Origin of the sequence: Micropruina sonneratiae (assembly GCF_025972045.1) — a bacterium.
In the GTDB taxonomy this organism is placed as follows: Bacteria; Actinomycetota; Actinomycetes; order Propionibacteriales; family Propionibacteriaceae; genus Micropruina; species Micropruina sonneratiae.
Genome location: NZ_JAPDHX010000004.1, coordinates 67,349 through 80,978 on the forward strand (window position 1 = coordinate 67,349; position 13,630 = coordinate 80,978).

The 13,630-nt window shown below is 69.8% G+C and carries 17 protein-coding genes, 1 tRNA gene and 1 pseudogene; 4 read left to right on the forward strand and 15 right to left on the reverse strand.

All coding sequences use genetic code 11. The features are described 5' to 3' along the window. Positions 1 to 13 precede the first annotated feature (13 nt). The 4 genes and pseudogenes from OIE40_RS11385 to OIE40_RS11395 all read right to left on the reverse strand — a co-directional run bounded on the left by OIE40_RS11385 (position 14) and on the right by OIE40_RS11395 (position 967). Positions 14 to 89: transfer RNA gene (locus OIE40_RS11385), tRNA-Lys, on the reverse strand. A 241-nt stretch (positions 90 to 330) separates the two neighbouring features. Further along, positions 331 to 474: a hypothetical protein gene (locus OIE40_RS16940; protein ID WP_319805233.1), complete on the reverse strand. Its 144-nt coding sequence runs from the start codon at positions 472 to 474 to the stop codon at positions 331 to 333. Between the two features lie 79 nt (positions 475 to 553). After that, positions 554 to 760, reverse strand: a pseudogene (locus OIE40_RS16945) (response regulator); the annotation flags it as partial. Positions 761 to 835: 75 nt separating this feature from the next. Further along, positions 836 to 967 carry a hypothetical protein gene (locus OIE40_RS11395; RefSeq protein ID WP_264702372.1) on the reverse strand — a complete coding sequence of 44 codons (132 nt, stop codon included), beginning with the start codon at positions 965 to 967 and terminating at the stop codon, positions 836 to 838. Positions 968 to 1,095: 128 nt separating this feature from the next. Here OIE40_RS11395 and OIE40_RS11400 point away from each other — a divergent pair, with 128 nt between their 5' ends. Next, on the forward strand, positions 1,096 to 1,368 hold the full coding sequence (locus tag OIE40_RS11400) for a hypothetical protein (RefSeq protein ID WP_264702374.1): 273 nt from the start codon (positions 1,096 to 1,098) through the stop codon (positions 1,366 to 1,368). A gap of 48 nt (positions 1,369 to 1,416) precedes the next feature. Here OIE40_RS11400 and OIE40_RS11405 read toward each other — a convergent pair whose 3' ends face one another. Beyond that, on the reverse strand, positions 1,417 to 2,637 hold the full coding sequence (locus tag OIE40_RS11405) for a TDT family transporter (RefSeq protein WP_264702375.1): 1,221 nt from the start codon (positions 2,635 to 2,637) through the stop codon (positions 1,417 to 1,419). 94 nt (positions 2,638 to 2,731) lie between these two features. On the opposite strand from OIE40_RS11405, the gene OIE40_RS11410 reads away from it, so the two are divergent. From OIE40_RS11410 to OIE40_RS11420, 3 genes are all read left to right on the forward strand, one after another. Next, entirely contained in the window at positions 2,732 to 3,631 is a 900-nt protein-coding gene (locus tag OIE40_RS11410; protein WP_264702377.1) for a LysR substrate-binding domain-containing protein, read from the forward strand. A gap of 118 nt (positions 3,632 to 3,749) precedes the next feature. Next, complete coding sequence (locus tag OIE40_RS11415) at positions 3,750 to 3,902, forward strand: hypothetical protein (protein ID WP_264702378.1); 153 nt, start codon at positions 3,750 to 3,752, stop codon at positions 3,900 to 3,902. A gap of 91 nt (positions 3,903 to 3,993) precedes the next feature. Next, entirely contained in the window at positions 3,994 to 4,194 is a 201-nt protein-coding gene (locus OIE40_RS11420) for a hypothetical protein (protein ID WP_264702380.1), read from the forward strand. A gap of 115 nt (positions 4,195 to 4,309) precedes the next feature. Here OIE40_RS11420 and OIE40_RS11425 read toward each other — a convergent pair whose 3' ends face one another. From OIE40_RS11425 to OIE40_RS11470, 10 genes are all read right to left on the reverse strand, one after another. After that, the gene (locus OIE40_RS11425; protein WP_264702382.1) at positions 4,310 to 4,963 is read right to left on the reverse strand and encodes a TetR/AcrR family transcriptional regulator; all 654 of its coding nucleotides are present in this window, start codon (positions 4,961 to 4,963) and stop codon (positions 4,310 to 4,312) included. Positions 4,964 to 5,089: 126 nt separating this feature from the next. Then, positions 5,090 to 6,223, reverse strand: a complete 1,134-nt coding sequence (locus OIE40_RS11430; protein ID WP_264702384.1) for a YihY/virulence factor BrkB family protein — start codon at positions 6,221 to 6,223, stop codon at positions 5,090 to 5,092. An 89-nt stretch (positions 6,224 to 6,312) separates the two neighbouring features. Then, the gene (locus OIE40_RS11435; RefSeq protein WP_264702386.1) at positions 6,313 to 6,918 is read right to left on the reverse strand and encodes a DUF3618 domain-containing protein; all 606 of its coding nucleotides are present in this window, start codon (positions 6,916 to 6,918) and stop codon (positions 6,313 to 6,315) included. Further along, complete coding sequence (locus OIE40_RS11440; protein WP_264702389.1) at positions 6,915 to 7,382, reverse strand: phage holin family protein; 468 nt, start codon at positions 7,380 to 7,382, stop codon at positions 6,915 to 6,917. The genes OIE40_RS11435 and OIE40_RS11440 overlap by 4 nt, the downstream gene beginning before the upstream one ends. Further along, positions 7,379 to 8,230 (reverse strand): hypothetical protein, encoded by an 852-nt coding sequence (locus OIE40_RS11445; protein WP_264702390.1) that lies wholly within the window; start codon positions 8,228 to 8,230, stop codon positions 7,379 to 7,381. Before OIE40_RS11445 ends, OIE40_RS11440 begins: the two co-directional genes overlap by 4 nt. Positions 8,231 to 8,646: 416 nt before the next feature. Next, complete coding sequence (locus OIE40_RS11450; protein ID WP_264702392.1) at positions 8,647 to 9,297, reverse strand: hypothetical protein; 651 nt, start codon at positions 9,295 to 9,297, stop codon at positions 8,647 to 8,649. Between the two features lie 220 nt (positions 9,298 to 9,517). Further along, positions 9,518 to 10,273, reverse strand: a complete 756-nt coding sequence (locus OIE40_RS11455) for a class I SAM-dependent methyltransferase (RefSeq protein ID WP_264702393.1) — start codon at positions 10,271 to 10,273, stop codon at positions 9,518 to 9,520. Further along, positions 10,270 to 11,061, reverse strand: coding sequence for an ABC transporter ATP-binding protein (locus OIE40_RS11460; RefSeq protein ID WP_264702394.1), 792 nt, complete (start codon positions 11,059 to 11,061; stop codon positions 10,270 to 10,272). The genes OIE40_RS11455 and OIE40_RS11460 overlap by 4 nt, the downstream gene beginning before the upstream one ends. Next, the gene (locus tag OIE40_RS11465) at positions 11,058 to 12,062 is read right to left on the reverse strand and encodes an ABC transporter substrate-binding protein (protein WP_264702395.1); all 1,005 of its coding nucleotides are present in this window, start codon (positions 12,060 to 12,062) and stop codon (positions 11,058 to 11,060) included. Before OIE40_RS11465 ends, OIE40_RS11460 begins: the two co-directional genes overlap by 4 nt. Further along, the gene (locus OIE40_RS11470) at positions 12,059 to 13,225 is read right to left on the reverse strand and encodes a FecCD family ABC transporter permease (RefSeq protein WP_264702398.1); all 1,167 of its coding nucleotides are present in this window, start codon (positions 13,223 to 13,225) and stop codon (positions 12,059 to 12,061) included. The genes OIE40_RS11465 and OIE40_RS11470 overlap by 4 nt, the downstream gene beginning before the upstream one ends. Between the last annotated feature and the right edge of the window lie 405 nt (positions 13,226 to 13,630).

Here is a 13,630-nt window from a genome sequence, read left to right on the forward strand (position 1 = left end):
AGCCTGAAACTGCTGGTGGGCCCACTGGGAATCGAACCCAGAACCCGCGGATTAAAAGTCCGCTGCTCTGCCAATTGAGCTATAGGCCCCCGACGCCCGCCAACTGTACCGTGCGGCGGGCGACCCGCTCGCGACTTGGCCCCAGGACCGATCACCGAGCAAGGTCCACGATGACACTGAGGGCATGTAAACCTCAGCGGCGGGTCCCGCCCAGCCCGGCGTCCCTCGCTTGGGCGACCGCCTCGGCGCGGCTCGCCACCTGCAGCTTGGTGAAACATTGCTGACATGGTTCCGGACGGTCTTCGGTGAGAGCAGCAGCCGTCCGGCTATTTAGGTGTTGGTCAGCCCTCGGGCGACCAGGTCGAGAATCTCGCGTTCCCGCTCGACTAGGTCGGGGAACGGGGTCACGGACGCCTGGCCGCCGCCGGCGAAGAAGCCCAGCACCCTGGTGGCGATGCCCGGACTGAACACCACTCCCCCGCGAGATCGTGTCCAGCGCCTGCCGGATCTCGTTGCGATCGGCTCCCTTGAGCAGATATACGCGTGCCCCGGCTCGCATGGCGGCGAACACCGAGTCGCCGCCGTCCAGCATGGTGAGTACGAGCACGCCGGTCTGGGGCTGTTCGGCGACGATCCGCCGGGTGGCCTCGATGCCGTTCATGCCCGGCATGTGCAGGTCCATCACCACCACGTCGGGGACCAGCCTGGACGCCTCGCACCGCCTCGCTGCCCTCGCCGGCCGTGCCGACCACCTCGACATCGGCCATGGTGGCGATGGCGGCCACCAGCCCCTCGCGGTACAGCGGGTGGTCGTCGACGACCAGCACCCTGAGACTCATGGCTCATCCTCCCCCATCGCCAGCGGCAGCGTCGCGGTCACAACCGTGCCGCCGCCGGGAATGGACGACACCTCCAGCCGTCCACCCAGCTCTTCGGCCCGGCCGCGCATCGAGGTGAGCCCCGCCACCCTCGGGCAACAGGTCTGGCAGCCCGTTCCCGTCGTCCGAGACCCGCACCACCAACTGAGCCTGGCGGCGCGAACCGTTCCCGGCCACCGCCGAACCGCTGGCGGCCAGGTTCGCCGAGATCGACGCCGTGCTGACCGTGCACCTCGAGGCCGAGGAGGCCACGATCATGCCCGTCATCCAGCAGGTCATCACCGCGGGCGAGTGGGAGCAGATCGGCCAGGCCGCCAAGACCGGCGCCGCCTCGCGGCAGAAGCTGAGGATGATCGGCCTCATCCTCGACCTGATGCCGGCCGACGAGCGCGCCGCGTTCGAGGACGAGTTACCCGGCCCGGCCACGTTCGTCTGGGATCTGGTCGGACGCAGTATCTACCACCGGATCATGCGTGAACTGACCCAGTGACAAGGGGTTATGCCAGCGTGGGCGCCTGCTCGTCGATCGCCCTGCCGGTCACTCGACCGGCATGGCGATTGCTCGCGGCGTCCGGTGCGAGACCGGGCTCGCAGCGCGGGCGCCCGCCGATGCCGGTGCCGATGGCGCGACCAGCAGGTGGCCGGCGTACACGCCGCGCACCGTCCTGACCAGCACGGTCGCCCAGGCGACGACCAGCAGCACGAACAGCAGTCCGGCGATGACCTTCAACGCCGCCAGTCCCGTCACCTCCGCCAGCCCGGACGCCCCGGTCACCATGGTGCCGACCGGGAACGTGAACGACCACCAGGTCAGGCTGAACGGCAGACCGCGTTCCGCCCGCGCGGTCCGCACCGTCACCATCGTGGCGATCGCCAACCACAGCAGGGCGAACCCGAACACCCCGACGCCGTACAGCAGCGCGAGCGCGTGGAAGGCCTCACCGAACGGGGCGGGCATCACCCCGGGCGCGAGCACGCCGAGGTGGTGTGCCGCGGTGACCGACTGGCCGAGCGGACCGAGCACGATCCACAGCGTCGGCACCGCTGCCGCGGCTCCGATGCCGTGCCGGCTCAGCCGACCCCAGATCAGGGTGATCATCACGAAGCTGGCCATCAGGGCCAGCCCCGCCATCGCATAGCACGCCAGCAGCATCGTCTGCCGCGCCTCGGTGGTTGGCAGGTACGGCACCAGCAGCGCCCCCGTGGCTGCGCTGACCATCGGCGGCACGACCGGCATCAGCCAGCCCCCGAAGGCGGCGTCGTCGACAGGTTCATGGCTGGTGAAGGTCCGGTACGGCACCAGCACGGACGTGACCAGACCCAGCGCCGTGCCCGCGCTCCACAGCACCGCGTCGAGCGCCAGGGCCGGCGCCGTCCCGATCAGCCGCTGCCCGACGAGCAGCGCACCGGCACCGACGGTCAGCAGCGCCATCGCCGGCGCGCCGTAGAAGTGCGCCAGCATCGGATTGTCCAGGTGCCCGCGCGCCACCTGCGGATGACGCCAGTGATGACCCAGCGTGGCCGCACTGACCATCACCAACAACGCGACCGCCAGCAACCAGGCCAGCCCGGCCAGCTCATCGCGGAACGGCAGCGGAAACGGCAACGTCTCGAGCGCGACGGCGACGATGCCGGTGCCCATCACGGAGGCGAACCAGTTCGGCCCGATGAACCCAAGAGCCGGCGCCCCCTCCAGAGCGGCGAGAAAGCCGCCGGCAGGCGTGGCGCATGACGTGGATGGGGCGGTGGTCGTGGGCATGACTCCAGCCTGGGTGAGCAGCAGAGAACGCGGTAGCCGACGAGTGACTGTCAGCCCACAGGCATAGCCTGTGTCGGACCCCTATGCTGAGCCGATGGACCTGCTGCCCGATCTCGGCTCCCTGCGGCTGCTCACCAACGTTGCCCGGCTGGGCAGCATCGGCGCGGCAGGCAGAGAGGCGGGCATCTCGCAGCAGTCGGCGTCCGAACGGTTGCGGGCCATCGAGCACCAGGTCGGGTTGGTGCTGGTGCAACGGTCCAGCACCGGCTCCACGCTGACGTCGGCCGGTCGGTTGCTGGTGGAGTGGAGCAGGCTGCTGCTGCAGCAGGCGGACGAGGTCGAGACGGCGCTGCACACCCTGCGCGAAGAACGCTCGCGTGAGTTGCACGTCTACGCGTCCATGACCACCGCGGAGTACCTGCTGCCGCGCTGGCTGGTCCGGCTGCGGCGTGGCCGCGACACCGTGGCCAGCCTGCACGCCACCAACACCGCCACCGTGGTGGACGCCGTGCGCCGCGGCGAGGCCGACGTCGGCTTCATCGAGGGACCGGCCGATCTGGCCGGGCTGTCCGCGCGCGTCGTGGGACACGACACCCTGGTGCTGGTGGCCGAACCGGACGACCCGTGGGCCCGGCGGAGGCGTCCGCTCACCCCGCAGCAGTTGACCGGACGCCGACTGACCAGCCGCGAGAAGGGCTCCGGAACGCGCCAGGTCGTCGAGGACGCCTTCCGCGCCGCCGGCGTGGGCGCCCCCGCCTCGGAGGTGGAGCTCACCGCCACCGCCGCGGTGCTGGCCGCCGTCCGGGCGGGCGGCCCGCCCGCCTTCGTCAGCGACCGCGCGGCCCGGGTCGAAGTCGAGTCCGGACGCCTGGCGCAGGTCGCCACCACCGGACTCGAGCTGCGGCGCGACTTCACCGCGGTGTGGGTGGGGGGCGCACATCCGCCGGCCGGACCGGTGCGCGACCTGCTCGCGATCGCACGCAGCCTCAACTGACTGCCCCGTCCATCTGAAAGTGGGAGCCCACCAGGGAGTGGCGCCACCCACGGCCGGGCCGCGGTCGAGCTGCGCCGGGGCGACGGCCCGACTGTTCCGGCCGCACCGGCTAGCGCAGATGGGTGACCCCGACCCCGGCGGTCACCGTGGGGTCGCCGAGCACGACCGGTGCACCGTCCACATGGTCCAAGAGCCGGACGCCGGAGCCCAGCAGCACCGCTGCGACGTCGATCGCGAGCTCGTCCAGCAGGCCGGCGTTGAGCAGTGCTGAATGGTGTCGGCACCGTGCACGGCGACCGCCTTGCCGGCGGCCGCGGCCTTGGCCTGCTCGACGGCGCTGTGCAGGCCGTCAGTAACGAAGTGTGGCCGTCATCCTGAGCCGAGACCTGCCCTGGTGGGCCGGCGCGCTGATCCTGGGCTGGCCGGTCGGGCACGTGGTCGACCTGGTGGTCGGCAACGAGTGGTTCGCGGTGGCCGGTGGCGCGCTGCAGGTGGCCGGGCTGTGCCTGCTGGCCGCCAGGGCGCTGCGGACGCCGGACGCACGGTGGGCCAGCCTGGGCTGACCTCACACACGGCGTCGCGGTGCTGGCAGGTGTTGCCGCAACCGCAATACCTCGCCCAACGGGTGCGCGTCATGGCGTCACCGCACGAGCACGGGCCCGTCTCGTGAGCGGCCGCCTACTGCGCAATCTGCAGCTCGATCCGATCGAGCAGCGTCTCCAGCGAGATCTCGAACTCCTCCTCGCCGTGGTTCTCGCTCAGCTTGTCGCGCAGCCGAAGCACGTGGCTGTCTGGCGACAGTTCCACTTCGGCGTCGGCGTTGCCGACCTCGGCGTCACCCTCGTCCAGCGGTTCCTCGGCCGGTGACGTTTCTGCACCGAGCAGCGCCGCCTCGAGCAACAGGTTACCGAGCAGAAAGCTGCTGAACGACCGGTAGACGGCGACCACATGGTCGTCGCTCAGGCCGAATCCGCTCAGCGCGCTCAGGAAGTGTTCGACCACTTCGATGCTACGCAGCGGCGGACGCAGCCACGGTGCCGCGGGATGCCTCGTCGCGACAAGCGGAAATGCTCGCGGATGCGCCAGCGCGAGAGCTCGGACGGTGTGCGCCAGGCTCTGCAGATAGCCCTGCCAGGTATTGATCAGGTGATCGTCGAGTGCCGCCGTGACGCCGCCGAGCAGCCGCGCCACCACCGCCTCCAGAATGTCTTCGCGACCGGTGACGTAGCGGTACAGCGACATCGCCTCGACGCCGAGGTCCTGCGCCAGCCGGCGCATGCTCAACCCCTGGGTCCCGTGCAGGTCGATGGATCGCAGTGCGGCGTCAACCACGAGCTCGCGGCTCAGCCCCCGTCCTGAGCCAGAGCCACGACGCGGTCGTGCAGCGCCTTGGGAAGGATTCATGCCCTACAGCCTTGCACGCTGAAAGATGGGACGCCGCCACTGCGGGCCAACGCGTCATCTCTTGCTGGCGGCCTCATCGTCGGCAGTGCCTGCCGACTCGAACGGCGAACGCCCCTCAGGCGCTTCGCGCTCGCCGGGTCCGGAATCGGCCTTCACGGCGTCCCGCTCGCCCATCGGCATCGAAGGTCCCTTCGTGGTGTCCTGCGCGGTCTGCTGCTCGGCCTCGGAGTTGATCTCGGCGCCCAGCAGCACCGCGTAGGAGGTGATCCACAGCCACATCAACAGCACCACGATGCCGGCGAACACTCCGTAGGTCTTGGCGTAGTTGCCGAACAGCGATACGTACAAAGAAAACCCGACCGAGGCGAGCAGCCAGAGCAGCGTCGCCACCGCGGCACCCACCGACACCCAGCGCATCTTCGGTGCGTCCCGGTCGGGCGCGACGCGGTACAGCACCGCCAGCGCTGCCGACACCAACACCACCAGCAACACCCAGCGGGCAACCTCGAGCAGCGCCCGCACCACCGGACTGTCGCCGAACGCAGCGGTGATCAGCGGCGGCACCACCCCGACCAGACCGAGCATCAGCACGATGAAGACGATCGCGCCCAGGGTCAGCCCCAGGGCGATCAGCCGCTTGACGACGGCATTGCGCCGGTCCTGCTCGTCGTAGGCGATGTTGACCGCCGTCATCAGATTGTTGACGCCGCCGGACGCGCTGAACAGGGCGATTGCGATGGACAGCACGGCACTCCAGCCCAGCGCGGTCCGGTTCATCGTGTTGATCTGGTCGACGATCAGTTGGCGCACCTCGGCGGGCATGGCCGTCAACGCATTGACCTGCTGGGTGATCACCGCCGGGTCGGCGAACAGGCCATACAGGGTGACCAGGGCGATGATGCCGGGGAACAGTGCAAGGAAGGCGAAGAACGCCACCCCTGCGCCCATCAGCGGCACCTGGTCGACCTTCGACTCGGCCCAGCCGCGCTTGACGATCTCCAACCAGCCCTTGGCCGGGATCTCCGTGGGCTTCTCGGCGTCGCCGCCCGGCACTGCGGCAGCGTCCGGTCCGGACTCATCGATCCGCCCTGCGTCGTCCGCCCGCTCGGCTGAGTCCTGCGGGGCTGACTGCTCCGAGTGCCGCTCGGGGTGGGCGGTCGCTGGGGACTTCGCCGTGCGTTCGGCCATAGATGCACCGTGCTTTCAGGAAGGCTCTGGGTGTTGGGGAGGGGCGGGTGGGGTCGGACGCCGGCGCGGCCGACCCCCTCCGGCGCGGTTCAGCTGGACTGGGCGTCCTGGACCGCATCCTTGGACTGCTGCGCCTGCTGCGAGACCTCGTCGGTCGCCGACTTGGCCTGCGCCTGAACGTTCTCGGCACCGTCGGCGGCGACCGTCTTGATCGACTCGGCCGCCTGCTGCGCCGGCTCGCGGAGGTTGTCCGCGACCTCGTGCGCGATGTCGGTGACCTGCTGCTTCAGTGGTTCCAGGTTGTCCTGCAGGGTGCTGACGGCGCGCTGCTCGTGTCTGCTCGCCGGAATCAGTGACGACACCAGCAGGCCGGCGCCGAAGGCGATCAGTCCGGCCGCCAAGGGGTTGCCCCGGGTCTTCTGCTTCGCGAGTGACGGCGCACTCGACACCGCGTCGCCGACCGCCCTGGCGCCGTCCTGCAGGTCGCCGGCCCGTCCGTGGTCGTACGGATCGTCGGGTGACCCCATGATCGCGTCGCGGACCGTGCGAGCCTTGTCCTTGACCTTGTCGACCTGGCGGCTCGCGATGTTCCTCGGGTTGACGGTGTCGCCGAGCGTGTCGACGTTGTGGCTCAACTCGGCGCGAGTGCGCTCGATGTCGGCGCGAATCTGATCCGGATCGTTGCTTTCGGTCATCGGTTTTCCTCCTCGTGACCTCGTACTGCGTTGGGAATCTTGCTCAGGGTTTCGGTGGTCTGCTGCAGGCCGCGAATGCGTTCGAACTCCTTCTTGCCGGCCATCGCGAGCGCAGCGGCGACGACCGCCCAGACCCCGGCGACGATCAGGCCCGACCACTCGTTTCCGATGAAGCGGCCGAGCCCCCACCAGGCGCTGACGGACAGGAACACCAGGAACAACAGCCCGCCGACGGCGGCGCCGACGAACATGCCCACGCCCTTGCCGGCACGGGTTCCGCTCTGCCGCGCCTCGGCCTTGGCCAACGCGATCTCCTGCCGCATCAGCGTGGAGAGGTTGCCGCTGACGTCCGACAACAGGTCGCCGATGCTGCGACCGTCCTCGGCCTCGAGTGCGGATGCACGACGCGGCGTGTCACGCTCGAGCCCGGTGGTCGTCGGCGACGGATTGACCGGGTGGCTCATCGCGGCTCTCCGAGACGGTTCGACGCGCCGTCGTAGTCGAGGTCGAAGGGGGCGGTGGACGGGGCGCCGGCGCTGCCGGCCTCGAAGCTGTCGGCGTCGGAGCTGCCGGTGACGGTCCCGCTGCCGGCGACGGTTCCGCCGCCGACGAGGGCATTGCCGCTGCCGGTAGCTGCACTGCCGCCGGTGGTGGGGCCGCCGGCACCACTGTTGGCGGCGGTCGCGCCGCGGGCGACCCGTCCGGCGACCACGCCGGCGAGTCCGCACAGGGCCAGGAAGGCGACCGGACGCCGGCGGGCGTACGCCTGCACCTCGCGGAGCAGATCGGCCGGCTCGTGCGTCTCCAACCAGTGGGCGAGTTCGCCACCCTTGGCTGCCGCCTGCTTGGCGAGATCGGTCAGCGGACCGGACTGCTCCGACGACGACGCCATGCCGCCCAGCTCCTTGGACAGCGAGTGCAGGCCGGCGGCGAGGCGCTGCTGCTGGGCGCCGCCCTGCGAACTGAGTTCGTCACGAGCCGTGGCGAAAAGGCTCTTGGCCTGCTGGGTCGCCTCGGCGACGACGTTGGACGCCTCGTCCTTGACGGTGCCGGCAACGTCCTTCGCGGCCTGGACGCCGGTGTCGGCGACCTTGCCGGCCTCCTGTTTCGCGGTGTCCGTCGTGGAGGTTGCCGCACCAGAGCGGTCTGCATCCAGGTAGTCGCTCGAGGTGTCGCCGGTCGGCGATTGGGTAGAAGACCACTGGCGGGCGCCTTGGCCCAGCCGGGTCGGGTCACTCGCATCGCTCGGATCGAAGGTGAGTTCGGCGTCCGACGCCGGCCGGCCGTCGTACTGCGAGGGAGTCTGGTTCATGACGAAGCTCCTAGTGGGTTTGCGATAGGCACCCCGTGCGGTTCACGGAACAAGCGTGATCGACGTTAACTTACGGGGTAAGTCTCGGCTACACCCTTTGCGGCTGATCGCGCTGAGTGCACCTGGATCCGCCCGGGTGGCCCGGTGCGGGCGAGGATGAGGTGGCGGCTCCACCACGATGCAGGTGCGGGAACCCAAGCAAGGGTCCAGTTCGACGCCATCATCGAGCATTGACATGCAACCATATGGCTGCCCAATTTCGTTGGGGCGGGTGGCGGCCGGAGTGGAACAGCCGGCCCCAAGCACCACCATCAGCAGCGCGGCGATCAACGGGGCGGGCGTGTGCTTCGAAGGCACAACAGCCTGACTCAGAGAGGAGCACAGCGTTGGTAACCAGTGTTCCCGGCCCCAGCGCGCTAGATCAGGTACTCGTACCGCACGGTGAGCTCGGGATCGACGCTTGAGATGATGCCGGTGTAGAAGGCCCGCGCCTGCTCGTCGAGCTGTTCTCGATTGGCTTCGATGTACTGCGCCTTGGTCTCGTCGGTGAGGACGCTGTTGATCATCTCGACCGGATCATTCTCGGGAGTGACCCAGCTCAGGGCACCGTTGTTCTCGGCCACCAGGCGGAACTTGTAGTTGTCGTATCCGATGAAGATGAACCTCGGCAGCGATACGACGATCTCGTCGGCGTCCCCGGGGCGGATCTGCACGCTCTTGCCGTCGAGCCCGAGTTTGGCGTGGAACTCGTACATCAGGAACGACGCCCGGTCGGTGCCGGGGATGTCGAGTCCGAAGAACTTACTGTTCGCGGACTTCTCGGAGATGCCCTGAATGCCGAGTGCCATCAGCACGACCTGTTCCTCGCGCGTGATGGCCTTGACGACCGCCTGGTTGCGTTGTTCGGTGGTCACGCTGAACGGCGATTTGGCGAAGAAGTAGGTGGCGATGCCGCCGAGGAACAGCCCCAGCGCCAGGACCAGGAAGCCGATCAGCACCGTCAGCCAGGCGGCCGGCCGCTTCTTCTCGGTCACCGCTTCGTGCGGCTCAGCCTGTTGTTCAGCCATGGCGGCACCACCCTCTCCTCCGGCTCGTCGCACAGCGACTGTGCGAACACTTCGGATTATGAGTCGCCACGGTAGCCGCACAAACGCTCGGCGCGAGGGACGCCGGTGCCAGGCCGTGGGTCGGCTGCCGGCCGGGGACCCGGGGGAGGCCCGGAATGACGAGACGGTGTTCCGTCCCGTCATGCCGGCGAGCGCCGGCATCCCCGCCACCACCGTCGCGTCAGCGCACCCCGGCGACCACGAAGTCGTCCAGGTACTGCCACACCGTCCCGGTCTCGGCGAACCCGGCGCTGCGCAGGGTTTCCAGGTGGTAACCGAGGGTCACCTTGGCGGTGGGTCCGCCTTTGCCGGCCCAACAGCGTTCCCGCTCGGCGGCCGCTTCGGCGTACTCGTGACGTCCGGTCGCCAGCGCCCACCAGTCGTCCCACGAATCGGCGCCGGCACCGAAGGTGTCGGCCTGGTTCGCCTCGTCGTCCTCGGCCGCCAACCGGCGCAGCGTCGGCTGGGCCGTGGCGTCGTAGGACAGGTGATCGCCGTTGAGGAACACTCCCCCGGGCCTGATCAGGCCGGCCAGCTCGAAGTACACCCTGGCCAGCACCTCCGGCGCGAGCCAGTGCAGCGCGGTGCTCGAGACCACCGCGTCGAAGGTGCCGAGCCCCTCGACCCAGGCCGGTTCGTCCAGGTCGCCGGCAACCACCCGCACGGCCGCGTCGGCGGCGAACACGTCGGCGGCGATCGCGACCAGCACCGGATCCTTGTCGAGGGCGACGACGCTGCTGCCGGGCAGCCGCGAGCGGGTCAGCGCGGTCAGCGAGCCCGGCCCGCAGGCGAGGTCGAGCACACGCGGGCGGGGCCCGGTCAGCCGCTCGACCACCCGCAGCATGGTGTCGAAGCGCTGTTCGCGGTGCCTGATGTAGGCGGACTGTTGCCGATCCCAGCGGTGCAACAGTTCGTCGGGGGCGATGGTGACGGTCATGCGGTCTTCCTTTCGGTGGTGAGTTGCAGGGGGCGCTCCCCCATGACAAGGTGCGGGCGGCCGCTGGCCAGGGTGAACACGTCGACGGACACCTGATAGACGCCTTCGAGGTTGGCGGCGGTGAGAACCTCGCCGGGCGGCCCGGACGCCACCGCCCGGCCGCGGTCGAGCAGCAGCACCCGATCGCAGTAGGCGGCGGCGAGGTTGAGGTCGTGCAGCACCAGCACCACGGTGGAGCCGAGTTCGCGCACCGTACGCAGCACCTCGTGCTGGTGACGCACGTCGAGATGGTTGGTGGGTTCGTCGAGGATGATGTGCGGGGTGTGCTGGGCGACGGCGCGGGCGATCAGTGCGCGTTGCGCCTCACCCCCCGAGACCTGGCCTGCGCGCCGGGTGGCGAGGTCGGCGATGCGCACCCGGTTGAGTGCCTCGGCGCACGCCCGGTAGTCCTCGGCTGTCGCGGCTGCCAGCATGGGCCGGTGCGGTAGGCGTCCGAGCATGACGCTGTCGGTGATGGTCAGCGCCGATTCGGCGTGCTCGGTCTGCGACACCACCGCGATCTGCTGGGCGATGTGGCGCCGGCTGAGGGTGTCGAGGGGCCGGCCGTCCACGCTGATCCGGCCGGCGTCCGGCCGCAGCGAGCCGTACAGCAGCCGCACCAGGGTGGTCTTGCCGCTGCCGTTGGGCCCCACGACACCACACACGGTGCCGTCGGGCACCTGGAACGACACGGCGTCCACCACCAACCGGCCCTGCCGGGTGAAGACCAGCCCCTCGACGTCGATCACGACAGGGTTGCCAACTGTTCGGTAAGCGCTCCTACGCCCTTGATCGACAGCGGGGTGGGCGGGTCGGTGAACGGGAACTGCAGCGCGATCACGCGCTTGTTCTTCACCGCGCTGAGTTCGCTGACGCCGTTGACCCCCGTGAAGTTCTTCACCGCGTTCTCGGGGGTGCCGTCGGAGTACAGCAGCACGACGGTGTCGGGGTCCTTCTTCAGCAGGTCCTCCAGGTTGACCTCGAACACGCGCTCGTCGGCCGACGCGTACACGTTCTCCAGCCCGGCGGCGGCGAAGATCGGGGTCACCATGCTGGGCCCGCCGTAGGGGTAGAGGGTGCCGCCACCGGTGGGCACGTACAGCGCGACCGCGGTGCCCTGCGCGGCGGCGGGCGCGGCGAGCTGTGCCTTGAGTTCGGCGACCTTGATGGCGGCCAGGTCGGGCTTGCCGAGCAGCGTGCCGAACGCGGTCAGCTGGTCTTCGACCCAGTCGAAGCTGGCCTGGCCCTGCGGTGAGTCGGACGCGTCGTCGCAGTAGGCCGGCGGCGAGTAGGTGGCGATGCCGGCCGCCTTGAGCGCATCGGCGTCCACGGCGCTCTCCGGCGCGAGCACCAGCTCGGGTTCAGCGGCGATGATCGCCTCGGTGGAGATCACCGAGCCACCGGTGGCGCCCTTGCTGGTCTCGCTCAACGGCACCTTCGCCAGCGCCGCCTCGACCTCGCTGGAGTAGACCCCCGTCGACAGTTCGGCGGTCCGGCCGATCACCAGGTCGAGGGCGTCCAGGGCGTCCAGCAGGGCGACGTCGTCGTTGTTGACGATGAAGATGCGCTCGGGGGCGGCGTCCAGCACGACCTGGCGACCGCAGTTGGTCAGCGTGGCCGGGAAGCCCGCAGCCGCGGACTGTTCCGCCGGCTGGGTCGACGGGGACGCCGCCGGCTGGGTGCAGCCGGTCAGCAGCAGGCCGAGGGCGGCGAGCCCGCCGAGCATGCGCAGGATGGGAGGTCTGGTCACTGCTGTACTCCTTGTTCTGACGGTGTGGAGGTCGTGGTTCGCGCAGGGCGGCCGAGCCGGGCGCGGGGGTGGTCGGCGTGGCGTTGCCGCACCAGCAGCAGCAGGAAGGGGGCGCCGATCACGCCGGTCACGACGCCGATCGGCAGCTCCTGCGGGGCGAACAGCATGCGGGCCAGGACATCGGCGGCCACCAGGAACGCCCCGCCCAGCAGCCCGCTGGCCGGCACCAGCAGCCGATGCCGTGCCCCGACCAGGAAGCGGGCGAAATGCGGCACGACCAGGCCGACGAAACCGATGCTGCCGACGTTGGCGACCACCGTGCCGACGGCCAGCGACACCGCCAGCATGATCGCCAGCCGCGCCCGGTCGGGCCGGACGCCGACCGCGAGCGCGATCTCGTCACCGGCGCCCAGGGCGTCCAGACGGGAGCCCAGGGCGGTCAGCACCAGGCCGCAGGCGACGGCGGTGCCTAGGCCGACCAGCGCGACCGGCCAACTGATGGTGGCCAGGGAGCCCAGCATCCAGAACATGATCGACCGGCTCGCCTCGGCCGAGTCGGCGGCGAAGGTCAGGAAGCTGGTGACAGCCGAGAACGCGTAGCCGACCGCCATTCCGGCCATCACCAGTCGCAATGGTCCGCCTCCCCCGGAGCCGCCGCCGATGACCAGCACCAGCACGGTGGCGACCGCGGCCCCGACGAACGCCGAGCCCGACAGCAGCGCAACGCCCGCCCCCGAACCGGCGAACAGCACGATCGAGACGGCGGCACCGGTGGAGGCGCCCGAGTTGATGCCGAGGATGTAGGGATCTGCCAGCGGGTTGCGGACCAGCGCCTGCAACGCGGCCCCGGCCATGGCGAGCACCGCCCCGGCGCCAAACCCCATCGCCACCCTCGGCAGTCGGGTGACCCACACGATCGTGTCGTCGGTGTGGCTCCAGGTGACGTCGGCGGGCAGGCCGGTCAGGTGATGCAGCAGCACCTGCGCGACCGTGCCGAAGTCGATCATCGCGGGCCCGATTCCGGCGCTGACCATCCCGACGGCAAGGGCCAGGACGGCCATGCCGATCAGCGGCAGCATGGCCCGGCGGTCGCGGCGGCGAAGCGCTTCGCCAGAGACGGTGGGTGTGGCGGGACTCGCGGTGGCGATCTTCTCGGCGACCACGGCCGGCTCCTCCCCGCTGTGGGCAGGGAGGCGTGGCTCCACCCTGCTCTCGCGACAGCGTGACGTGACGTAGGGACCCCGGGAGGTTCGGTCCGGCTCATCGATGTTGATCGATCTACGGTTGCGCGACAGCGCCGGGTTCTGACCGGCTTCTCGCCTGCGGGGCGGTTCTGCGAACACCTCGACCCTAGGGGAGATGGCGGTAGTCGGGGGCGGACTCCGACGAACTTGTACGGGGTCGTTCGAGGCGGTCTCCGACGACTCCTGACTGGGCATACGAAGCAGGCTATACGAGAATGATTGTCGTTACTGCACGGTCCACGCGAGACCTCACCGCCGGTCGAGCTTGTCGAGACCTGGAACTCGACTCGGGACTTTCGGCCCGCCTATCGGCGGACCTCCGAG